Annotated in this window: 20 protein-coding genes; 10 read left to right on the top strand and 10 right to left on the bottom strand. The window is 75.0% G+C overall.

All coding sequences use genetic code 11. The annotated features are described in order from the left end of the window. Positions 1–113: 113 nt before the first annotated feature. Both ACFCLZ_RS30235 and ACFCLZ_RS30240 read left to right on the top strand, forming a co-directional pair. On the top strand, positions 114–2348 hold the full coding sequence (locus ACFCLZ_RS30235; protein ID WP_380281065.1) for an ATP-binding protein: 2235 nt from the start codon (positions 114–116) through the stop codon (positions 2346–2348). A gap of 275 nt (positions 2349–2623) precedes the next feature. After that, entirely contained in the window at positions 2624–3940 is a 1317-nt protein-coding gene (locus ACFCLZ_RS30240; RefSeq protein ID WP_380286327.1) for a M28 family metallopeptidase, read from the top strand. Between the two features lie 61 nt (positions 3941–4001). Here ACFCLZ_RS30240 and ACFCLZ_RS30245 read toward each other — a convergent pair whose 3' ends face one another. Continuing rightward, a complete protein-coding gene (locus ACFCLZ_RS30245) occupies positions 4002–5702 on the bottom strand; it encodes an acyl-CoA dehydrogenase family protein (protein ID WP_380281066.1) in 1701 nt (566 codons plus the stop codon). 61 nt (positions 5703–5763) lie between these two features. Beyond that, positions 5764–6342, bottom strand: coding sequence for a PadR family transcriptional regulator (locus ACFCLZ_RS30250; protein WP_380281067.1), 579 nt, complete (start codon positions 6340–6342; stop codon positions 5764–5766). Between the two features lie 235 nt (positions 6343–6577). Here ACFCLZ_RS30250 and ACFCLZ_RS30255 point away from each other — a divergent pair, with 235 nt between their 5' ends. Further along, complete coding sequence (locus ACFCLZ_RS30255) at positions 6578–7048, top strand: SPW repeat protein (protein ID WP_380281068.1); 471 nt, start codon at positions 6578–6580, stop codon at positions 7046–7048. Between the two features lie 104 nt (positions 7049–7152). On the opposite strand, the gene ACFCLZ_RS30260 is transcribed toward ACFCLZ_RS30255, so the two are convergent. Beyond that, positions 7153–8541, bottom strand: coding sequence for a class II fumarate hydratase (locus ACFCLZ_RS30260; protein WP_380286328.1), 1389 nt, complete (start codon positions 8539–8541; stop codon positions 7153–7155). Between the two features lie 184 nt (positions 8542–8725). Next, entirely contained in the window at positions 8726–9454 is a 729-nt protein-coding gene (locus tag ACFCLZ_RS30265) for a carbon-nitrogen hydrolase family protein (RefSeq protein WP_380281069.1), read from the bottom strand. Between the two features lie 363 nt (positions 9455–9817). Here ACFCLZ_RS30265 and ACFCLZ_RS30270 point away from each other — a divergent pair, with 363 nt between their 5' ends. Beyond that, positions 9818–11572 (top strand): cholesterol oxidase substrate-binding domain-containing protein, encoded by a 1755-nt coding sequence (locus tag ACFCLZ_RS30270; protein ID WP_380286329.1) that lies wholly within the window; start codon positions 9818–9820, stop codon positions 11570–11572. On the opposite strand, the gene ACFCLZ_RS30275 is transcribed toward ACFCLZ_RS30270, so the two are convergent. Both ACFCLZ_RS30275 and ACFCLZ_RS30280 read right to left on the bottom strand, forming a co-directional pair. Next, positions 11569–12216, bottom strand: coding sequence for a hypothetical protein (locus ACFCLZ_RS30275; protein ID WP_380281070.1), 648 nt, complete (start codon positions 12214–12216; stop codon positions 11569–11571). The two genes, ACFCLZ_RS30270 and ACFCLZ_RS30275, sit on opposite strands and share 4 nt — an antisense overlap. Before the next feature lie 75 nt (positions 12217–12291). Continuing rightward, entirely contained in the window at positions 12292–12870 is a 579-nt protein-coding gene (locus tag ACFCLZ_RS30280) for a helix-turn-helix domain-containing protein (RefSeq protein WP_380281071.1), read from the bottom strand. Positions 12871–12939: 69 nt separating this feature from the next. On the opposite strand from ACFCLZ_RS30280, the gene ACFCLZ_RS30285 reads away from it, so the two are divergent. After that, entirely contained in the window at positions 12940–13701 is a 762-nt protein-coding gene (locus tag ACFCLZ_RS30285; protein ID WP_380281072.1) for an AzlC family ABC transporter permease, read from the top strand. After that, complete coding sequence (locus tag ACFCLZ_RS30290) at positions 13692–14000, top strand: AzlD domain-containing protein (RefSeq protein ID WP_380281073.1); 309 nt, start codon at positions 13692–13694, stop codon at positions 13998–14000. The genes ACFCLZ_RS30285 and ACFCLZ_RS30290 overlap by 10 nt, the downstream gene beginning before the upstream one ends. A 41-nt stretch (positions 14001–14041) precedes the next feature. Here ACFCLZ_RS30290 and ACFCLZ_RS30295 read toward each other — a convergent pair whose 3' ends face one another. Both ACFCLZ_RS30295 and ACFCLZ_RS30300 read right to left on the bottom strand, forming a co-directional pair. Continuing rightward, positions 14042–14386, bottom strand: a complete 345-nt coding sequence (locus ACFCLZ_RS30295) for a hypothetical protein (protein WP_380281074.1) — start codon at positions 14384–14386, stop codon at positions 14042–14044. Between the two features lie 57 nt (positions 14387–14443). After that, on the bottom strand, positions 14444–15061 hold the full coding sequence (locus tag ACFCLZ_RS30300; protein ID WP_380281075.1) for a GNAT family N-acetyltransferase: 618 nt from the start codon (positions 15059–15061) through the stop codon (positions 14444–14446). Between the two features lie 133 nt (positions 15062–15194). Here ACFCLZ_RS30300 and ACFCLZ_RS30305 point away from each other — a divergent pair, with 133 nt between their 5' ends. The 3 genes from ACFCLZ_RS30305 to ACFCLZ_RS30315 all read left to right on the top strand — a co-directional run bounded on the left by ACFCLZ_RS30305 (position 15195) and on the right by ACFCLZ_RS30315 (position 18353). Further along, positions 15195–16385 carry an acyl-CoA dehydrogenase family protein gene (locus tag ACFCLZ_RS30305; RefSeq protein ID WP_380281076.1) on the top strand — a complete coding sequence of 397 codons (1191 nt, stop codon included), beginning with the start codon at positions 15195–15197 and terminating at the stop codon, positions 16383–16385. Between the two features lie 71 nt (positions 16386–16456). Beyond that, positions 16457–16870, top strand: coding sequence for an ADP-ribosylation/crystallin J1 (locus tag ACFCLZ_RS30310; RefSeq protein ID WP_380281077.1), 414 nt, complete (start codon positions 16457–16459; stop codon positions 16868–16870). A 145-nt stretch (positions 16871–17015) separates the two neighbouring features. Continuing rightward, positions 17016–18353 (top strand): alpha/beta hydrolase family protein, encoded by a 1338-nt coding sequence (locus tag ACFCLZ_RS30315; RefSeq protein WP_380281078.1) that lies wholly within the window; start codon positions 17016–17018, stop codon positions 18351–18353. Positions 18354–18423: 70 nt separating this feature from the next. Here the strand turns inward: ACFCLZ_RS30315 and ACFCLZ_RS30320 are convergent, their stop codons facing one another. After that, positions 18424–18918 (bottom strand): hypothetical protein, encoded by a 495-nt coding sequence (locus tag ACFCLZ_RS30320; protein WP_380281079.1) that lies wholly within the window; start codon positions 18916–18918, stop codon positions 18424–18426. Continuing rightward, positions 18915–19349 carry a MarR family winged helix-turn-helix transcriptional regulator gene (locus tag ACFCLZ_RS30325; protein WP_380281080.1) on the bottom strand — a complete coding sequence of 145 codons (435 nt, stop codon included), beginning with the start codon at positions 19347–19349 and terminating at the stop codon, positions 18915–18917. Before ACFCLZ_RS30325 ends, ACFCLZ_RS30320 begins: the two co-directional genes overlap by 4 nt. A gap of 192 nt (positions 19350–19541) precedes the next feature. Between ACFCLZ_RS30325 and ACFCLZ_RS30330 the strand changes: the two genes are divergently transcribed. Further along, a complete protein-coding gene (locus ACFCLZ_RS30330; protein WP_380281081.1) occupies positions 19542–20420 on the top strand; it encodes an alkaline phosphatase family protein in 879 nt (292 codons plus the stop codon). Positions 20421–20507: the final 87 nt, after the last annotated feature.

Here is a 20507-nt window from a genome sequence, read left to right on the forward strand (position 1 = left end):
CCGCACCCGCGGACACCCCGCCGCCACCCCGATCCGGGCCGGGGCCGGAACCGGACCGCCGTCCCGCGCCGCCGGGACGGCAGGACCCGCAGGATGCGGGTGAGGAGGCCCTCATGAGCGAACCGGCCGCGACCCCGGCCACCACCACCCCGGCCCGGGCCACCGCCGGGCCGGCCGTCCGGCCCGTCCGCGCGCACGGCCCGGCGGGCCCACCCGCGCCGTCGGTGTCCCCGCCGGCCCCGGCCACGCCCCGGCGCACCGTCCTCGGCCCGGCGGCCTGGGCCTGCGTCGCGACCCTGCTGAGCGGGCTCGGCTGGGTCCTGCTCGCCGTCACCCACCCGGACGCCCCCTGGGCGGCGCCGTACTACCTCCACGACGGCGAGACCGTCCTCCTCGGCTTCGCCTTCGCGCTCTCCGGGCTGCTCATCCTCGCCCACCGCGCCGCACCCGCCCTCGACGGGACCGTCCCGGGCCCCGCCGCCGGACCGCCGGCCGGCCGCAGCCTCGGCCGCTGCCTGCTCGCCGCCGGGCTCCTCGGCTGCCTCTCCCGCTTCGCCCTCCTCGCCGGCGCGGTCGCCGACGCCGGCCCGGCGGTGCAGGCCCTCGGCACGGCCCTGCTGCTCGTCTCCGTCGCCCTGTTCATCTTCGTCTCCCTCGCGCTGCCGCTCTGGCTGCCCGAGGGCCGGCTGCCCGGCGGACCGGGCCGCGCGTACATCGCGGCCATCGCCCTCTGGAGCACCGCGCACGCGTGCACCGTCCGCCTGCGCAGCCCGCTCCCGTACCACGGCGACATCCTGGTGCCGCCCGGGAGCGGCCTGCCGCTGGACGAGTGGCGCGCCACCCTGGTCGCCTGGGCCCTGGTCGTCACCAGCCTCGCCGTCGCCGCCGTCCGCTGGCGGCGCTCCGCCCGCCCGCACCGCAGCGTCACCGCCGTCCTGGTGCCCTACCTGGTCTGGCTGGTCACCACCAACATCGCGTTGCGGCTCGGCAGTGCGGAGAGCGTCGCGGCGGTCGCCTACTTCGCCGGCTCCGCCCTGTGGATGCTCGGCGCGGTCGGCTACGCCTTCACCCGCGACCGCTCCCGCTACCTCGACCGGGCGACCCGCCGGATGCTCAGCGTCCTCGCCCTCACCGCCCTGCTGATCGCCGGCTACCTCGGCATCGCGCTGCTGCTGCGCCGCGCCCTGCCGCAGGCCAGCAGCACGCCCGCGCAACTGCTCGCCGCCGGGGCGCTGGCCATCGGCGGACTGCTCGGACCCACCACCCGGTGGGTGGTGCGGGCCGTCGACCGCTTCTACTACGGCGACCGGGCCCGCCCCTACCAGGTGGTGCGGGCACTCGCCGAGCGGCTGAGCCGCGCCGTCAGCCCCGCCGACGCGCCGCCCCTGCTCTGCGACACCGTGGTCAACGCCCTCGGCCTGCCCGGCGCGCGGGTCGTCCTGCACACCCGCACCGGACCGCACGAACTCGCCGCCGTCGGCACCCTCGGGCCCGCCAGCCAGGTGTTCCCGCTCAGCTACGAGGGCGCGGTGATCGGCGACCTGTACGCGCCGCCGCGCACCGGGCAGCCCGAGCTGGACGCGCAGGACCACGAGGTGCTGCGCTTCCTCGCCGACCAGGCCGCGCCCGCGATCGCCTCGCTGCGCATGTACGAGGAACTGCAGCGCGGACGGCGGCAGATCGTGCTCGCCCGCGAGGAGGAGCGCCGGCGCCTGCGGCACGACCTGCACGACGGCCTCGGGCCCACCCTCTCGGGCCTGCGGCTCGGGGTCGACACCGCGCGTGCCGTCGTGCCCGAGGACTCCCCGGCGGCCCGCTCGCTGGTCGCGGTGTCGGCCGGGATCGGGCAGGCGATCGACGAACTGCGCCGGATCACCGAGGGGCTGGCGCCGGCCGCGCTGGCGGGGGAGGGGCTCGCGGTGGCGCTGCGGCGGCTGGTCGCGGAGCTGGACGGGCCGCGGGTGCGGATCTCGCTGGTACTGGACCCGGACCCGCCGCCCGCGCTGCCGGCCGCCGTCGAGGTGGCGGCGCTGCGGATCAGCGGCGAGGCGCTGCACAACGTGCTGCGCCACTCGGGGGCGGGCCGGGCCCGGCTGACGCTGCGGGTGCGGCCGGAGGCGGTGGTGGTGGAGATCTGGGACGACGGCTGCGGCTTCCCGGCCGATCCGACGGAGAGCCGGGACGGGAGCGCGGCGGTGCGGGGTGCCGGTTCGGGGGTGGGGCTGCGCTCGATGGCCGAGCGGGCCGAGGAGCTGGGCGGCCGGTTCGCGACGGGCAACCACGACGGCGGCGCCGTCGTCCGGGCCGTACTGCCCCGCAGCCCCGAGCTGCCCCCGGTCGACGGCTGACGGCTGACAGCTGACGACTGACAGATAACAGCTGACAGATAACAGCTGACAGATAACAGCTGACAGATTTCAGATTCTGTCAGCTGTCACTCGCCCGCCGCCCCTTGACGGACACCCGGCTTCGCCCAATCATCATGGTCGCGTCAACTTTTCGGCGCGGCCGGCGCCCGCACCCCCTCAACACCCCTGTGCCGCCCGTGAAGTGACGCGCTTCCGTTCTGCCCCACCGGATACCGGAGCCCCCCTTGACCGAGCGCGCCCCGCGGCGATCCCGCCTGCGCCGATCCGCCCTGTCCGCCGCTGCCGCCGTCACCCTCGCGGCCGCCTTCCTCGCCCCCGCCGCCTCGGCGGCCCCCGCCCGCCCTGCCGCCTCCGCCGCACCGGCGGCCGTCGCCGCCCCCGACATCCCGGTCGCCAACGTCAAGGCGCACCTGGCCCAACTCCAGTCCATAGCCACCGCCAACGGCGGCAACCGGGCCCACGGCCGCACCGGCTACAAGGCCTCGATCGACTACGTGAAGAGCAAGCTGGACGCGGCCGGCTACACCACCACCCTGCAGACGTTCAGCTACAACGGCTCGACCGGCTACAACCTCATCGCCGACTGGCCCGGCGGCGACACCTCGCACGTCGTCATGGCCGGCGCCCACCTCGACTCCGTCACCGGCGGACCGGGCATCAACGACAACGGCTCCGGCTCGGCCGGCGTCCTGGAGACCGCGCTCGCCGTCTCGCGGGCCGGCCTCCAGCCCACCAAGCACCTGCGGTTCGGCTGGTGGGGCGCCGAGGAGTACGGCATGGTCGGCTCCAAGAACTACGTCAACGGCCTTGCCGCCACCGAGCGTTCGAAGATCGAGACCTACCTCAACTTCGACATGATCGGCTCGCCCAACCCCGGCTACTTCACCTACCGCTACGACAGCGCGCTCGACGCCCTGTTCCGCGACTACTTCGCCGGCCTCGGCATCGGCACCGAGCAGGACTTCGAGGGCGACGGCCGCTCCGACCACGCCCCGTTCCAGAACGCCGGCATCCGGGTCGGCGGGCTGTTCAGCGGCGCCGACTACACCAAGACCAGCGCCCAGGCGGCGAAGTGGGGCGGAACGGCGGGCCAGCCGTTCGACCGCTGCTACCACGCCTCCTGCGACACCAGCGCCAACATCAACGACACCGCGCTGGACCGGATGAGCGACGCCATCGCCTACGCCGTCTGGACCCTCGCCGCCGGCGGCACCACCCCGCCCACCGGCACGGTCTTCGAGAACACCGCCGACGTCCAGATCCCCGACTACGGCTCGGCCGTGACCTCCGACGTCACCGTCACCGGCCGCGCCGGAAACGCCCCGGCGGCGCTCCAGGTCGGCGTGGACATCAAGCACACCTATCGCGGTGACCTCGTCATCGACCTGGTCGCGCCGAACGGCACCGCCTTCCGCCTGAAGTCCTCCAGCAGCGACTCCGGGGCGAACGTGCAGACCACGTACACCGTGAACGCCTCCGCCGTGCCGGCCAACGGCACCTGGAAGCTCAAGGTCCAGGACGTCGGCCCCCAGGACACCGGCTACATCGACAGCTGGAAGCTCACCTTCTGACGCCCGGCCGGTGACGTGCCCCGGGGGTGCCGGTCCGCCGGCCGGCACCCCCGGAGGCCGCCTACGGGGCCATCTCGTACGCGCCCGAGAGCGCCTCGACCATGTCCCACACCTTCGCCGCCCGCGCCGCGTCCGCGACCGGGCGGCGCACGTGCGCCAGCGCCCACGCCGCCTGCGCCTCGCTGGCGGACGCCTTGCCGTGCAGCTCGGTGGCGTGCGCGGAGAAGTCCCGCACCAGCGCGTCGAAGACCTGGTCCAGCAGGTCCGCGTCCAGCCCGGTGAGCGCCGCCTGCTCCAGTACCAGCTGGCCGTAGACGATCAGCGCGAACAGCTGGCCGATCTCCAGCAGGAAGTCCAGGTCCGCCTGCTGCTCGGCGGTCGGCGCGTGAGTGAGCAGCAACTCGCAGAAGCCGTCGGCCTGTTCGCGGAACCGGGCGACGTTCGGCAGGTGCCCGTGCGCGTCGTAGGCGGCCCGCCAGTCGTGGAAGCGGATCGCGCCGAGGCCGCGGGCCGGGCCCTGGCGGAACAGGAACGCGTCGTCGGCGGCGTCCTGCCGGGTCGGCACCGGGGCGTACTCGGCCGGGTCGAACAGGTAGTTGGCCATGAACTTGAGGATCAGCGCCAGGTTGACGTGGACGGTGCCCTCCAGCTTCGGCAGGCCGCGGATGTCCTTGGCGGCCTTGTCGAAGTAGGTGTCCGCCTCGAAGCCCTTGGCCGCGATGACGTCCCACATCAGGTCGATGACCTTCTCGCCCTCGGTGGTGACCTTCATCTTGGTCATCGGGTTGAAGAGCAGGTAGCGGCGGTCCTCGGGGGAGGCGGTGCGGAAGTAGTCCACCGAGCGGGCGGAGAACAGCTTCATCGCCACCAGCCGCGCGTAGGCGTCGGTCAACTCCCGGCGCACGTGCGGGAAGTCGGTGACCCGCCTGCCGTACAGCACCCGGTTGTGGGCGTGCGTCACGGCCTCGTACATCGCGTGCTCGCAGATGCCGACGGAGGCCGTGCACAGGTTGAACTTGCCGACGTTGACGGTGTTCAGGGCGGCGTCGAAGGCGGCCTTGCCGGTGTGCAGCACGTCCTCGGCGCGGACCGGGTAGTCCTCCAGCCGGAACTCGCTGACGTACATCTGGGCGTTCACCACATTCTTCACCAGGTGGTACGCCTCGTGGCGGCTGTCGGCGGCGAAGAAGACGTAGCCCTCGGGGCCCTCGACGTCCGAGCGGCGGCCGAACACCGAGACCAGGCCGGCGACGTTGCCGTTGCCGATGTAGTACTTGGAGCCGGTGGCGGTGAAGCCGCCCTCGCCGTCCGGGGTGAGGATCATGTCGGTCGAGTAGATGTCGGCGCCGTGGCCGCGCTCGGAGAGGGCGAAAGCCATCACATGACCCTCCGTCAGAAGGCGGGCCGCGCGCGCCCGGACGGCCTCGTTCTCGCTCTGCCACACCGGGCCCAGGCCCAGGACGGTGACCTGCCAGGTGTACCAGTAGCCGAGGCCGTAGAAGCCGAGGATCTCGTTCAGCTCGGCGATCCGGGAGGTGTCCCAGCGCTTGGCCGGGTCGGCTGCGGAGGGCGTCAGGAACTCGGCGAACAGGCCTTCCCCGGCGGCGAATTCGAGGAAGTCGGCGTACCAGGCGCGGTCGATGTAGGTGTCGATCAGCGCCTTCTTGCCGCGCGATTCGAACCAGTCCACGGTCGCGCGCAGCAGCCGGCGGGTCGGCTCGTCGTACTGCGCGGGGTCGTAGGTGCGCGGGTTGAAGAGCATCGCGGGCTCCCGGGGGTCGAGGGTGAGGGTGGGGAGGAGGGAGGGGAAGGGAAGCGGGAGGTCAGTGGTCGGCGCCGGGGGCGGTCCGGCCGTCGGCCAGCTCGCGCAGGGTGGCCAGCACCTCGTCGAGCCAGGCGAGCGTCATCCGCTCGTACTCGATGCCGCCGCGCAGCACCACGTGCTGGAGCCGCTCCCGGGCGTCGAGCGCGTCCGGGGCCGCGGCGCCCGGGAAGTCGCGCCGCTCGCCGTGCAGGTAGCGGGCGAGCAGGGCGGCGTGGCCCTCCCGGTGGCGCTCGACCTCGGGGATCAGCGCGGCCGGGTCGTCGAAGGCCGCCGCCCGGATCCGGACGGCCAGCTCGTGGCGGACGGTCTCCGGTTCGACGGGCTCGCGCAGCCAGGCGGCGAGCGCCTCGCGTCCGGGCGGCGCCGCCGAGTACACCTTCTTGTCCGGCCGGCCGTCCTGGGCGACCTCCTCGGCGCGGACCCAGCCGTCCGCCTCCATCCGCCGCAGCACCCGGTAGATCTGCTGGTGGGTGGCGGTCCAGAAGCGGCCGATGGACCGGTCGAAGCGCCGGGCCAGTTCGTAGCCGGAGCCGGGCCGTTCCAGCAGCGAGACGAGGATCGCGTGCTCCAGTGCCATGACCGGCATCCTGCTATGCAACGAGTTGCATAGGCAAGGGAGGCGGGCGGCGGTGAGACGGAGGTCACCCGCGCCGTGGCAACGGGGGCGCCGGTGCGGGCGCCGGTGCGGGCGTGGGCGCCGGCGCGGCCGCGGAAGAGTAGCCGTCCGGAAGAAAAGGTGCAAAACGGTCGAACAGCGCCAGAATGGTACTGGGCTAGAGCCCTCCATGTTCGCAACCTAGGAGGTGGTATCGGTGTCGACCCAAGCGCCGATGGGCATGGAGCACCATCCGGACATCGTCGAACTCCGGGAGCACTACGAGCGGGTCACCCTGACCCCGCGGGCCCAGGCCGTCGAGGCCATGGCCGTTCTGGCCGGTCTGTTCCTGGCGGCCTCGCCGTGGATCGTCGGCTTCACCGCGTTCAACACGCTGACCGTCACCTGCCTGATCGTCGGCATCGCCTACTGCGTGCTGATGGCCGGCTACGGCTCGGCGTACGAGCGCACCCACGCACGGGCCTGGGCGGCCACCCTGCTCGGCGTGTGGACGATCATCTCCCCGTGGGCCGTCTCGGGTGGGGCCGCCCGGGGCAAGAACATCGTCACCTGCCTGATCGCGGGCGCCGTCATGTTCCTGCTGGGACTGGCCGCCATCTCGATGGCCACGATGACGTCGAACGGAGCAGCGATGCGGCGCGGCCGGGCCGGTCGGGCCAAGGGCTGACGGTCACCGGAAGGCCGACACCCGGGGCGCGGAGGGCGGCAGCGCCGCTCCGCGCCCCGGGCGCGCGCCAGTGACCGCACACCGGACCGCACACCGGCCGGTGACTACGGCCGGGTCATCCGCAGCACGTCCAGCGCCTCGTCCAGCTGCTCCACGGTGAGCCGCCCCTGCTCGACGTACCCGCGATCCAGCACCACCTGACGGATGGTCCTGCGCTCGGCGAGCGCCTGCTTGGCGACCTTGGCCGCCTCCTCGTAGCCGAGGTAGCGGTTCAGCGGCGTCACCACCGACGGCGAGGACTCCGCGTACTCCCGGGCCCGCTCGGCGTTGGCCGTGATGCCGTCCACCGCGCGGTCGGCCAGCAGCCGGGCGCTGTTGGCGAGCAGCCGGACCGACTCCAGGACGTTGCGGGCGATCACCGGCAGCATCACATTGAGCTCGAAGTTGCCGCTCGCCCCGGCCACCGTGACGGTGGCGTCGTTGCCGATCACCTGGGCCGCGACCATCAGCACCACCTCGGGCAGGACCGGGTTCACCTTGCCCGGCATGATCGAGGAGCCGGGCTGGAGGTCCGGCAGGTTCAGCTCGCCGAGGCCGGTGCGCGGGCCCGAGCCCATCCACCGCAGGTCGTTCGCGATCTTGGTGAAGCCGACGGCGACGGTCCGCAGCTGGCCGCTCAGCTCGACCAGGCCGTCCCGCGCGCCCTGCGCCTCGAAGTGGTCGCGGGCCTCGGTCAGCGGCAGCCCGGTGGCGCGCGCGACCTCCTCGATCACCGCCGCCGCGAACCCGGGCGGGGTGTTGATGCCGGTGCCGACGGCGGTGCCGCCGAGGGGCAGTTCGGCGACCCGGGGGAGGGTGGCCAGCAGCCGCTCGCGCCCGTGCCGGACCTGCGCCGCGTAGCCGCCGAACTCCTGGCCGAGGGTGACCGGCGTGGCGTCCATCAGGTGCGTGCGGCCCGCCTTGACGACGTCCGCGAACTCCGTCGCCTTGCGCTCCAGCGCCTCCGCCAGGTGCTCCAGCGCCGGGACCAGATCGTGGCTGACGGCGGCGGTGGCGGCGATGTGGATCGAGGACGGGAAGACGTCGTTGGACGACTGGCTGGCGTTGACGTGGTCGTTGGGGTGGACCGGCCGGCCGAGGCGCTCGCCGGCCAGGGTGGCGATCACCTCGTTGGCGTTCATGTTGGACGAGGTGCCCGAGCCGGTCTGGAAGACGTCCACCGGGAACTCGGCGTCCCAGCGGCCCGCCGCCACCTCCTCGGCGGCGGAGGCGATCGCGCCGGCGGTCTCCTCGTCGAGCACGCCGAGCCGGGCGTTGACCCGCGCGGCGGCGGCCTTGATCCGGGCCAGCGCGGCGATGTGCGCCCGCTCCAGGCGCTGGCCGGACACCGGGAAGTTCTCCACCGCCCGCTGCGTCTGCGCCTGCCACTTCGCCCCGGCGGGCACCCGGACCTCGCCCATCGAGTCGTGCTCGATCCGGTGGTCGCCGGACATCTGCTCGTCACCCATCGTGCGCTGCACCTCCTGAACGGTCCCGGCCGGGGCGGGGCCCCTTCGGGCCCGGGACCCCGTCCGGGCCGGGAATGGCTTTCGCACACCACAGCCGTGCGCGGGCCCCGGGTATTTCCGGGCCGGGGGAGCGGCCCCCCGCGCGCGGGTACCGGCGCGGCGCCCGCGCCTACCCCAGCACCGCGGTCACGACCTCGCCCGGTACCGTGCCCGCCTTGACGACCTCGGTGCCGTCCGGCGCCCAGACGCCCGAGCCGCCCGAGGTCGCGGCGAACTCGCCGCTCGGCCCGGCGGCGGTGGACAGCACCACCCAGAGGCCGTTGTCCGCCGCGCGCGCCGGGTACCGGGCCTCCTTGGTGGCCAGCGCCTCGGCGCCCGCCCCGTAGAGCGTCGAGGCGACGTAGGCGTCGGCGCCGAGCGCGACCAGCCGCTTCGCGTGCTCCGGGTCGGCGGCGTCCGCGCAGATCGCCAGGCCCAGCCGCCGGCCGTCCAGTTCCAGGACGGCGGGCCGGTCGGCGGGGGTGAAGCGCTCGGCCTCCCTGCCGTAGAGGTTCGTCTTGCGGCAGACCACCGAGGCGCCGGCGCCGGTGACGGCGAGCGTGGCGATGTACTCGCGGCCGTCCGCCCCGGCGACCGGCGCGCCGACCAGGGCCGTGGCGCCGGTCTCGGCGCAGGCCCCGACGAGCGGCGCGAGGCGCTCGTCGGACGGGTCGACGGCGGGCGCGGACAGGTCGTAGCCGGTGAGCGAGAACTCCGGGAACACCACCAGGCGCACCGCCCCGGCCGCCCGGACCGCGGCGGCGTGCCGTTCGACGTTGACCGCGACGGTCCCGGGCCGCCCCGACGGGTGGCAGGCGGGCTGGGCGACGGCGACGGCCAGGGGCGCGGGCGCGGACACGGTGGGGCCTCCGAGGGTGACGAGGGCCGGCGATGCGGCCCGGTGATCACGATCAACCTATGAGCGCACCGGGAAATCCGGCAAGGTTCATTCCTTCGAGTGAAGATCGCGGGCGCCGCCGCAGGACCCGGCCGACCGCTTCGTACATTCACCCGGATCGGGGGAGACCACGGACACCAGGGGGCGGGGCATGAGTACGGAACACCACCACCGGCACGAGCACGACGGCCACGGCCACGGCAACGGCCACGGCCACGGCCACGAGAACGACGCCCAAAACCACGACCGCGACCGCGACGAGGCGCACCGGGGCCTCAGCCGGCGCCGCCTGCTCGGCGCCTCCGCCGCCCTCGGCGCAGGCGCCTGGCTGCTGCGCGGCACCGTCGGCCCGGACAGCGCCCGGGCCGACGCCCCGCCCCGCCAGGGCTCCCGGCCGGTACCGAGCTGTTCCGGCGCGTCTACCGGAACTGGTCCGGCGAGGTCCGCACCGACCAGCTGTGGACCTGCGCCCCGCGCACCCCCGAGGAGGTCCCCGCGCTCGCCGACTGGGCCCGCGCCCACGGCTGGCGCCTGCGCGCCCAGGGCCACCGGCACACCTGGGCGCCGCTCACCGTCGCCGACGGCACCCCGGAGGCGGCCCGCGTGCTGCTGCTCGACACCACCCGCCACCTCACCGCGATCACCGCCGACTCGCCCACCACCGTCCGCGCCCAGAGCGGCGCGACCATGGAGGCGCTGCTCGCCCACCTCGCCGAGCGCGGCCTCGGCCTCACCGCCGTCCCCGCCCCCGGCGAGCTCACCGTCGGCGGCGTGCTCGCGATCGGCGGCCACGGCACCGCCGTCCCCGCGGCCGGCGAGGTCCGCCCCGACGGACACGGCTACGGCTCCGTCAGCAACCAGGTCACCCGGCTGACCGCCGTGGTCCTCGACCCGGCCACCGACCGCTACACGCTGCGGACCTTCGACCGCGCCGAGGCCGACAGCGCCGCCTTCCTGGTCCACCTCGGCCGGGCGTTCGTCACCGAGGTGGTGCTCCGGGCCGGCGCCGACCGGCCGCTGCGCTGCGTCAGCCGGCTGGACATCCCGGCCGCCGAACTCTTCGCCCGCCCCGACGCGTCGCCGCCCTCGACCCCCTCGCGCCCGCGCACCCTCGCCGACTTCGTCGAACGCGACGGCCGCGTCGAGGCGATCTGGTTCGCCTACACCGAGCGGCCCTGGCTGAAGACCTGGAGCGTCGCCCCGAACCGCCCCTTCGCCTCCCGCGCCGTCGACGAGCCCTACAACTACCCCTTCTCCGACTCCGTCCCCGAGCCGGTCGCCCGGCTGGCCGGCGACCTCGTCGCCGGCACCTGGGCATCGGCCCCGCTCTTCGGCCAACTCCAGTACCTCGTCGCCAAGATCGGCCTCACCGGGGACCTCACCGACGTCCTCCTGTCCGGCGGGCTGCTCCGCGAACTGCTCACCGGCGAGGTCCTCACCCACCTGCTCGCCGGCGGCCTGCGCTCCGACCTCTGGGGCCCCTCGCGCACCCTGCTCCAGTACGTGCGCCCCACCACCCTGCGGGTCACCGCGAACGGCTACGCGATCCTCGCCCGGCGCGCCGACCTGCAGTGGGTGGTGGCCGAATTCGCCGACCGCTACCGGGCGTTGCTCGACACCTACCGCGACCGCGGCGAGTTCCCGGTGAACGGCGCGGTGGAGATCCGGGTCACCGGCGTGGACGACCCGGCCTGGTCCGGAGTGCCCGGCGCCCGGCCGCCGCTGCTCTCCGCGCTGCGCCCGCGCCCCGACCGCCCCGACTGGGACACCGCCGTCTGGCTCGACGTGCTCGGCTTCCCCGGCACGCCCGGGCTGCACCGCTTCGGCCGCGACCTCGAACAGGCCCTGCTGCGCTCCTTCGACGGCACCCGGGCGGGCCTGCGGGTCGAGTGGTCCAAGGGCTGGGCCTACACCGAGGACGCCGCCTGGGCCGACGCGGACGTGCTGGACCGGGTGATCCCGGCCGGCCTCCGCGACGGCGGCGGGCCCGGCTGGGACGAGGCCGTCACCACCCTGGACCGCCACGACCCGCACCGGGTCTTCGGCAACCCGTTCCTGGACCGGCTCCTGAAGCTCTAGCTGTGCGGTGTCGGGAAGCGCGGGCCCGTCGGGCCGCCCGGCTGGGCGGCGCCGTGGCCCGGTCGTGGCCCGGTCGTGGCCCGGTCGGCGGGTGCGCTCCGCCCGGGCGGCCACCGGCGGCCCGCCGCGCCCGGCGCCGCGAAGAACGCGCCGGGCAGCAGCCGGCCCGTGTGTCCGAGGCGCAGGACCGCCGTCGTGAGGACCACCGGGGCCGGCGCCTGCCCGGCGTCGAAGCCGACGCCGAGGCCCCGGTACGGCCCCTGGGCGTGGTCGGGTGCGAGGCCGGAGCCGAGCGCGTAGCCGCCCGGGGACTCCCGCACCTCCCCGAGGCTGTGCACGGCGACGGCGAGCACGGCGAGCCCCGGCGCGACCCAGACCGGACCATCGGCGGTCGGGGCCATCGGCGGGCAGCTGACCGGGAAGAACAGTCCCGCGAGGCGGAACGCCCGGCCGCCCTGGCGCGCGGTCTCCGCCCGGGAGCCGATCCTGCTCCGGAGCAGGACGCACACCCCGCTGTTCGCCGCGTACACCGCCGCCACCGTCCAGCGGGGCGCGTCGGTGTGGGCGGAGAGCCGGATCGCCGGCGGCAGGGAGACGGTCCGGTACGGCGGGCCGATCGCGCTGTGGAGAGCGACGAAGGACACGTACGGCCGTCGGGGGCCCTCCGGGTCGTCGGCCGGCCCGGGGGCGCCGCGGGCGTGGAGCCGTCGTGCCGGGGGTCAGACGTGCTCCATCACGATCACCGCGAGGGTGCCCGACGCCAGGGCCCGGAACACGTGCGGGGCGTCGCCGGGGTAGCTGACGTAGTCGCCCGGGCCCAGTTCGACGGGCGCCTGCGTCGGCCCGGCCAGTGCCCGGCCGGCGCCCAGCAGCACGTGCTCGACGGTGCCCGGCATGTGCGGGTCGGAGGCCCGGGTCTCGCCCGGCTCGGCGTCGATCCGGTAGATGTCGCGCCGGGCGCCGGGCGGGCAGGAGGCGAGCAGGGTCGCCGCGTAGTCGGCCCGCTCGGAGTGGGTGACCGGGCCCTCGCCGGCCCGCACCACCCGGACCACCGGGCGCGGCGGGTCGACCAGTCGGCTGAACGGCACGTCCAGGGCGACGCCGAGCGCCCAGAGCGTCTCGACGCTCGGGTTGCCGGCGCCCGACTCCAGTTGCGAGAGCGTCGATTTGGCGATCCCCGCCCGGCGGGCCAGCTCGGCCATCGACAGCCCGGCGCGTTCGCGCTCGCGCCGGATCGAGGCCGCGATCAGCTCGATCAGCTCGCTCCCGGCGGGACCGCCGCCGCTGTTTCCACTCATCCGCGTTCGCTCCACACGTCCAGGCGTTCGGCTTGACGAACGACCCCCGTGGCGTTCACTCTACTGGACATGCGTTCGCTCCTCCGAACCCTCGAATGTGCCACCCTCCGCGACATCGCCCTGGTCTGCTGCGCGGACGCCCTGGTCGGCGCCTCGTTCGGGGCGATCTCCGTCTCCGGCGGCCTCCCGCTCTGGGTGCCCGTCGCCATGTCCGTGCTGGTCTTCGCCGGGGGCTCGCAGTTCGCCGCCGTCGGCATCGTGCTCTCCGGCGGCGGCGCGCTCGCCGCCGTCGTCACCGGCCTGGTCCTCAACGCCCGCCTGCTGCCCTTCGGCTTCACCGTCGCCGACGCGCTCGACGGCCCTCGATGGCGCCGGCTGCTCGGCGCCCAACTGCTGACCGACGAGTCCGCCGCGTTCACCCTGCTGGAGTCCGACCCGCGACGGCGCCGGGCGGCGTACTGGGTCTGCGGCCTCGCGCTGTTCGCCGTCTGGAACGTCGCCGTCGTGGTCGGAGCGGCGGCCGGCGGGCTGATCGGCGACACGGACGCCCTGGGCCTGGACGCCGCGTTCCCCGCCGTGCTGCTCGCCCTCGTCCTGCCCGCGCTCGGCGACCGCCGCACCCGCACCGCCGCCCTGGCCGGCGCCGCCGTCGCCGTGGCCGCCACACCGTACGTCCCGGCGGGCCTGCCGGTCCTGCTCGCCCTGGCCGGACTGCTGTTCGCCGGCCGCCCGGCGGCGACGGCGGCGTCCGAAGTCGTCTGCGAACCGGCGTCCGGCCCCGTGCCGCAGGAGACCGTGCCGCTCACCGAGGAGGTCCGCCGATGCCCCTGACCGCCATCCTGCTGCTGGCCGCCGGCACCTACGCGTTCCGGCTCGCCGGGCCGCTGCTCGGTGACCGGCTCACCGTCTCCGAGCGCCTGCGCCACCTGCTGGCCGTCGCCGCCGCCGTGCTGCTGGTCGCCCTGGTGGCCACCGGCGCGCTGACCCAGGGCCACGGCTTCGCCGGGTGGGCCCGGCCGGCCGGCGTCCTGGTCGCCGGAGCGCTCGCGCTGCGCCGCGCGCCGTTCCCGCTGGTGGTGGTCGCGGCCGCCGCGACCACGGCGGTCCTGCGCCTGTGCGGCGTCTCCTGACCGCGCGCCGGGCGCCCCCCGGCCGGGACCGGCACCGTCCGTCAGACCGCGTCGCCCGCGTCGCTCGCGCCGTCCCTGGCCGCCGCGAGCCGCTCCTGCTGCACCTCGGGCCGCTCGCTGTCCCACAGCAGCTCCCACACCTTGAAGACGCAGTGGTAGTCCCGCATGCTCCCCTGGGTGATCAGCAGATAGCCGTCGCCGTCCCGGTACAGGCGGCGCCGCCTACCGTTGAACGGGTGCTGCGGGGTGTACGTCGGGACGATCCGCCGCAGCTCGTCGAGCGCCTCCTCCCGGCTGCCCTCGACCTCGGCGAGCACCTTGGGGCCCCAGATCCGGTTCTCCCCGAGGCCCTCGGTCTCCTGCACGACCACGGCCCAACGTCCCACGGTCCGCCCTCCCTCACGCTCACGTCTCGTCCCGCGCCCCGCCCGGGTGCGGAGGCGTCATCGTAGCGACGCGGCCGCCGGGGCCGTCGGCGCCTTGTAGAAGATGGTGGTCGCGTGCGACACCCCCGCCGGATCGGTCGCGAAGTCCGGTACCGCGCCGACCCTGGTCCAGCCCGCCGCCGCGTACATCCGCTCGGCGGGGCTGCCCGTCTCGGTGTCCAGCACCAGGGTCCGCAGCCCGCGCTCGGCGGCCGTCGCCTCCAGGGCCGCGAGCAGCCGGCCGGCCAGCCCCCGCCCCCGGTCCGCCCGGTGGACCATCAGCTTGGCGACGTCCGCCCGGTGCCGGCCGTTGGCCGTCGTCGCCGGACGCAGCTGCACCGTCCCGGCGATCCGGCCGCGCGCCGCGCCGTCGGTGCCGTCCGCGCTCTCCGTATCCTTCGCGTCCTTCGCGCTCTGCGCGTCCTGCGCGCCGTCCGCCTCGGCGACCCACAGCAGCAGCCGCCCGTCCTCGACGTCCGGGGCCAGCGCCCGCCACCAGCCGGCCGCGGCGGCGCGCTCGAGCGGGGCGAGGAAGCCGAGCGAGGCGCCGCCGTCGACGGCGTCCGCCAGCAACGCGCCCAGCTGCTCCGCCGACCCGCGCAGCTCCTCCGCCGTCACCAGCCGGATTGTGTACATGCTCACTCCCTCGTCCGCGGCGGTCCCGGCAGCGGCCCGGTGCGCGATACTCGCCGGTACCCGGGGCCGCGACGGGACCGGCGAGTTCCGTCACCCCGCCGCCCGCACCCCGCCGAGCGTACAAGGAGCCCCCATGGCGAAGCCGCCCAGGATCGACCCCGCCGACCTGCTGGCCGTCGGCGACCTGCTCACCGACGAGGAGCGCCTCGTCCGCGACACCGTGCGCAGGTTCGCCGACGACCGGATCCGCCCGCACATCGGCGACTGGTTCGAGCGCGGCGTCTTCCCGGCCCGTGAACTCGCCCCCGAACTCGGCGCCCTCGGCGTGCTCGGCATGCACCTCGACGGCTACGGCTGCGCCGGCTCCGGCGCCGTCGCCTACGGCGTCGCCTGCATGGAGCTCGAGGCCGCCGACTCCGGCCTGCGCAGCTTCGTCTCCGTCCAGGGCTCGCTGGCCATGCGCTCCATCCACGCCTTCGGCTCCGAGGAGCAGAAGCGGCGCTGGCTGCCCGGCCTCGCCGCCGGCGAGCTGATCGGCTGCTTCGCCCTCACCGAACCGGACTTCGGCTCAGACCCCGCCAACATGCGCACCCGGGCCCGCCGCAAGGGCGCCGGCGAGGGAGCGGACTGGGTGCTCTCCGGCTCCAAGATGTGGATCACCAACGGCGGCATCTCCGATGTCGCGGTCGTCTGGGCGCAGACCGAGGACGGTGTGCGCGGCTTCCTGGTCGAACCCGGCATGCCCGGCTTCACCGCCACCGACGTGCCCGGCAAGCTGTCCCTGCGCGCCTCGGTGACCAGCGCGCTCGCCTTCGACGACGTCGTGCTGCCCGCCGACGCCGTCCTGCCCGGCGTCACCGGCCTGCGCGGACCGCTGTCCTCCCTCAACGAGGCCCGCTTCGGCATCCTCTGGGGCACCGTCGGCGCCGCCCGCGACTGCTACACCGCCGCCCTCGACTACGCCAAGGGCCGCGTCCAGTTCGAGCGCCCGATCGCCGCCTTCCAGCTCACCCAGCAGAAGCTCGTCGAGATGATGCTGGAGGTCGAGAAGGCCTACCTGGTCGCGCTGCGGATCGGCCGTCTCAAGGACGAGGGCGCGGCCCGCCCGGCGCACATCAGCTTCGGCAAGCTCAACAACGTCCGCACCGCCCTGGAGATCGCCCGCAGCGCCCGCACCGTGCTCGGCGCCAACGGCATCACCACCGCCTACCCGGTCCTGCGGCACGCCAACAACCTGGAGTCGGTGCTCACCTACGAGGGCACCAGCGAGATCCACACCCTCGTCCTCGGCGAGGCCATCACCGGTGAGTCCGCCTACCGCTGACGCCCCGCCGGGCCCGCCCCGGCGCGAAAACCGGTATCGCCTCCGGGCCGTTCATGGCTAGTGTCCGGCCCATGAACGGCCCGACGACCCCGCCCGCCCCGACGTCCACCGGCGCCCCCACCGGCGCCCCCGCCGCCGTCACCACCACCCTCTGGCGCCCGACCGGCCCGCAGGAACTGGCCCTGGTCGAGGCCGCCGACTGGCGCGCCTGGCCGCCGCGCCTGCCCGACCAGCCGATCTTCTACCCGGTGCTGAACGAGGACTACGCGATCCGGATCGCCCGCGACTGGAACGTCCCCGCCTCCGGCGCCGGCTACGTCACCCGCTTCGAGGTCGACACCGCCTTCCTCGCCCGCTACCCCGTGCGCCAGGCGGGCGGGCGCACCATCCTCGAACTCTGGGTCCCCGCCGAGGACCTGCCCGCGTTCAACCGGCACCTGGTCGGCCGCATCGAGGTGGTCCACGAGTTCCGGCCCGCGCCGTGACCGCGGACCGGCCACCGCCGTCCTGACCGGCCCCGACGCACCGTCATCAGCCCGGGGATGTAAGCCCGTGGGCACATACGAGCTGACGGAAGATCAGCCGGTGTGCTGATGCTGCCCACATGCTCCGCGTGACAGCGTCCCGTGCATGGACACCATGCCGATGGACAGCACGCCGATGGACAGCACGCCGATGGACAGCACGCCGATGGACAGCACGCCGGTCGCACGCCGTACCGGACCGACCCGCCGCCGCATGCTGGGCGCCACCCTCGCCCTGGGCGCCGTCGCGCCGCTGGGCCTCGCCCGCACCGCCTCGGCCGCCCCCTCTCCCGGGCCCTCCGGAACCGCCCCCTCCGGAACCGCCCCCGCCGGCACCGCCCCTTCCGGCACCGGTTCCCCCGCGCGGCTCACCTTGCCCGCTCCCACCGGCCGCTTCCCGGTGGGCATGGTGCCGCTGCACCTGCGCGACGAGTCCCGGCTCGACCCGAACGCCAGGCCCGGACGGTTCCGCGAGCTGATGGCCACCGTCTGGTACCCGGCCCGGGCCGCGGCCGCCGACGCGTACCCGCCCGCCCCCTGGATGACCGAGGGCGCGCTGAAGGCCTTCCTCGACGACGCCGGCTTCCCGCTCCCTCCCGCGCTCGTCCCGCTCACCGCCGGCCACGAGGGCGCGCCCGTCCACCGGACCGGCCGGCCGCTGCCCGTCGTCCTCTACTCGCACGGCGCGGGTGGCCACCGGGGCGACCACACCATCGTGGTCCAGGAGCTGGCCAGCCACGGCTTCGCCGTCGTCACTGTCGACCACACCCACGACGGCATCACCGAGTTCCCGGACGGGACCGTCGTCACCCGGGACGGCGTCGCCCCGGGGCTGTATCCGAGGGACTACGCCGCCGACGTGCTCTTCCTGCTCGAACGCGTCGTCGACCTCGCCAACGGACGCAACCCCGACGTCGACGGCCGCGCCCTGCCGGCCGGCCTGCTCGGCGGCCTGGACGCGCGGAACATCGGCGCCTTCGGCTGGTCCAAGGGCGGCACCGCCGTCGCCCTCGCCATGGTCGCCGACCAGCGCATCCGCGCCGGTCTCACCCTGGACGGCCGGATGGAGTCGAACCCCGCCGTCACCACCGACATCGACCGGCCGTTCATGATGATGACCGCCGACTACACCCGGGCCGCCAGCCCGTACGTCGAGACCTTCTGGCGCCACCTGCGCGGCTGGCGGCTCGACGTCCAGGCCACCGGCGCCCTGCACCCCTCGTACGGCGACACCATGACGCTGATCCCCCAGGCGGGCCGGCTGCTCGGCATGACCGAGCAGCAGATCCAGTCCCAGGTCGGCACCATCGACCCCGGACGCTGCGTCCTCGTCCAGCAGGCCTACCCGCGTGCCTTCTTCGACCTCCACCTGCGCAACCGGCACCACGGCAACCTGCTCGACGGACCGTCGAAGGCCTTCCCGGAGGTCGTGTACCACCCGTAGGCCCGGTACGGCGGCGGGCGGCCGCCACGGGGGTGCGGCCGCCCACTGCCCGCCAGTACGGCGACGGTGCTCAAGTACCGTCGCAGTACCGGCGGTCGGCGCTCCGGGGGAGCGGGGTGAGGTCGGGTTCGACCCACTCGGCGCGGGCCCGGGGGGACGCGAGGGTCTCGGGGCGGTAGTGCCGGTCGAGCAGCCGCTTGTCGAACAGTTCGGCGTGCCGGTCGGCGAAGTCCGCGAAGTCCGCGCGGTCCCCGGGCTCCCGGCCGGGGGCGTGGTGGGCGACCAGCTCGACCCAGGCGCGGGTGAGGGTGACGTGGTACTTCCCGGGCGCGCCGGCGGCGGTGGCGGTGCGCCGGATGCCGTCGCCGACGAGGGCGAGCGCCGCCGGCATGCCGACCTGTTGGACCGCCAGCCAGGTCAGGTGGACGTGCTCACGGTGGCCGAAACCGCCGCCGTCCGCCCGCACCCGGGCCATCAGCCGCTCGAAGAGGGCCGCGTCGTCGTGCGTTCCGAGGGTGTCGTGCGTTCCGAGGGTGTCGTGGGTCATGAGGGTGTCGTGGGTCATGAGGGTGCCTCCGTGAGGGCTCGCAGGACGTGGTGGAAGCCGGCCAGGGACTCCGCGGACAGCCCTTCGAGCGCCCGGGCCTCCAGCGCGCCCAGGGTCTGCCGGACGGTCTCGGCGACCGCTCGGCCGGAGGGGGTCAGCTCGACCACCACGACCCGCCGGTCGGCCGGCCGGGTGCCGCGGGTGATGTGGCCGCGGCGCTCCAGGCGGTCGAGCACGCTGGTGAGGGTGGTCGGGCGGGTGCCGGCGGCGGTGCCGAGCTCGGAGACGGTCCGGCTCCGGCCGTCGGCCAGGATCGCCAGCGCGTTGGTCTCGGAAGGTGTCAGATCGAGGCCGGCCAGTTCCGCCGCGAGCACCTGCAGGGTGACGTGCGTGGCACGCTGCAGGGCGAGGATCGCGGAGCCTGGGCTCTGCTCAAGGGATGAAGTCACGTAATCGGACTATACGAAATCGTAGGACCTGAGGCAAAACCGCCCCCGAAGTCGCCGGACACGCTCCGTCCATCCCTCCTTCCACTCCAGGACACCCGGCGGTCCGGCGGGGCGTGAAGCATGGCGCGGTCGCCGACGCCCGCCCCGCTGCGGGCGCGGTCGGCGCCCGCACCGCGAAAGGAACCGCCCCTCATGTCCACACCGCCGCTGCCGCGCCCCCGGGTCCTCGTCGTCGGGATCGACGGCGTCCGGTACGACCTGCTGGAGCAGGTGCCGATGCCGAGGCTCGCGGAGCTCGCCGCGGCCGGATTCCTGGCGCCCGTGACGGTGGCGGACTCCACCCCCACCATGTCCGGCCCGTGCTGGGCCACCATCGTCACCGGCGTCGAGCCCGCCAAGCACGGCGTGTGGGGCAACCACCTGGGCGGCAACCGGCTCGACGTCTTCCCCGACTTCACCACCCGGCTGGCCCGCGGCGACCAGCGCCGCACCTTCGTCGCCGCCGGCTGGGACCCGCTGGTCATCGGGGAGTCCGGCGGACCGCTGTTCCGCGCCCCCGGCCGGCTCTGCTACGTCGCCCCCGCCGAGGACACCCCCGAGGCGTGGGAGGCCGTCGACGAGGAGGTCACCCGGGAGGCCGTCGACGTGCTGCGCGACGCCGACCCCGAGGCGTCCTTCGTCTACCTCGGCGCCGTCGACGAGACCGCCCACTTCCTCGGCTGCGGCGAGGAGTACCGCGCCGCGATGCGGGCCGCCGACGAGCGCCTCGGCCGCCTGCTGGACGCGCTGCGCGCCCGGCGCGGGTACGCCGGGGAGGCCTGGACGGTCATCGTCGTCACGGACCACGGCCACGTCGACGCCGGCGGCCACGGCGGGCGCACGTCCGAGGAGCGCACCGCCTGGGTCGCCTGCGCCGGCCCCGGCATCCCCGCCGCCCCGCCCGTCGGCGAGATCCGCCACCCCGACGTCGCCGCCCAGGTGTACGCCGCGCTCGGCCGCCCCATCGACCCGCACTGGACCCTGGACGGCCGGCCCTTCCCGCTCGCCGTCCCCGCCGCGGCGGCGTTCTGACCCGGCGGCGCCCGGGCCCGGCAGTATCCGGCGACCGGGTGGCCGCCGCACCCGCCGGCACCCGGGCGGGTGCGGCCGGGCTGCGCC

This window comes from Kitasatospora purpeofusca (assembly GCF_042691725.1).
In the GTDB taxonomy this organism is placed as follows: Bacteria; Actinomycetota; Actinomycetes; order Streptomycetales; family Streptomycetaceae; genus Kitasatospora; species Kitasatospora purpeofusca_B.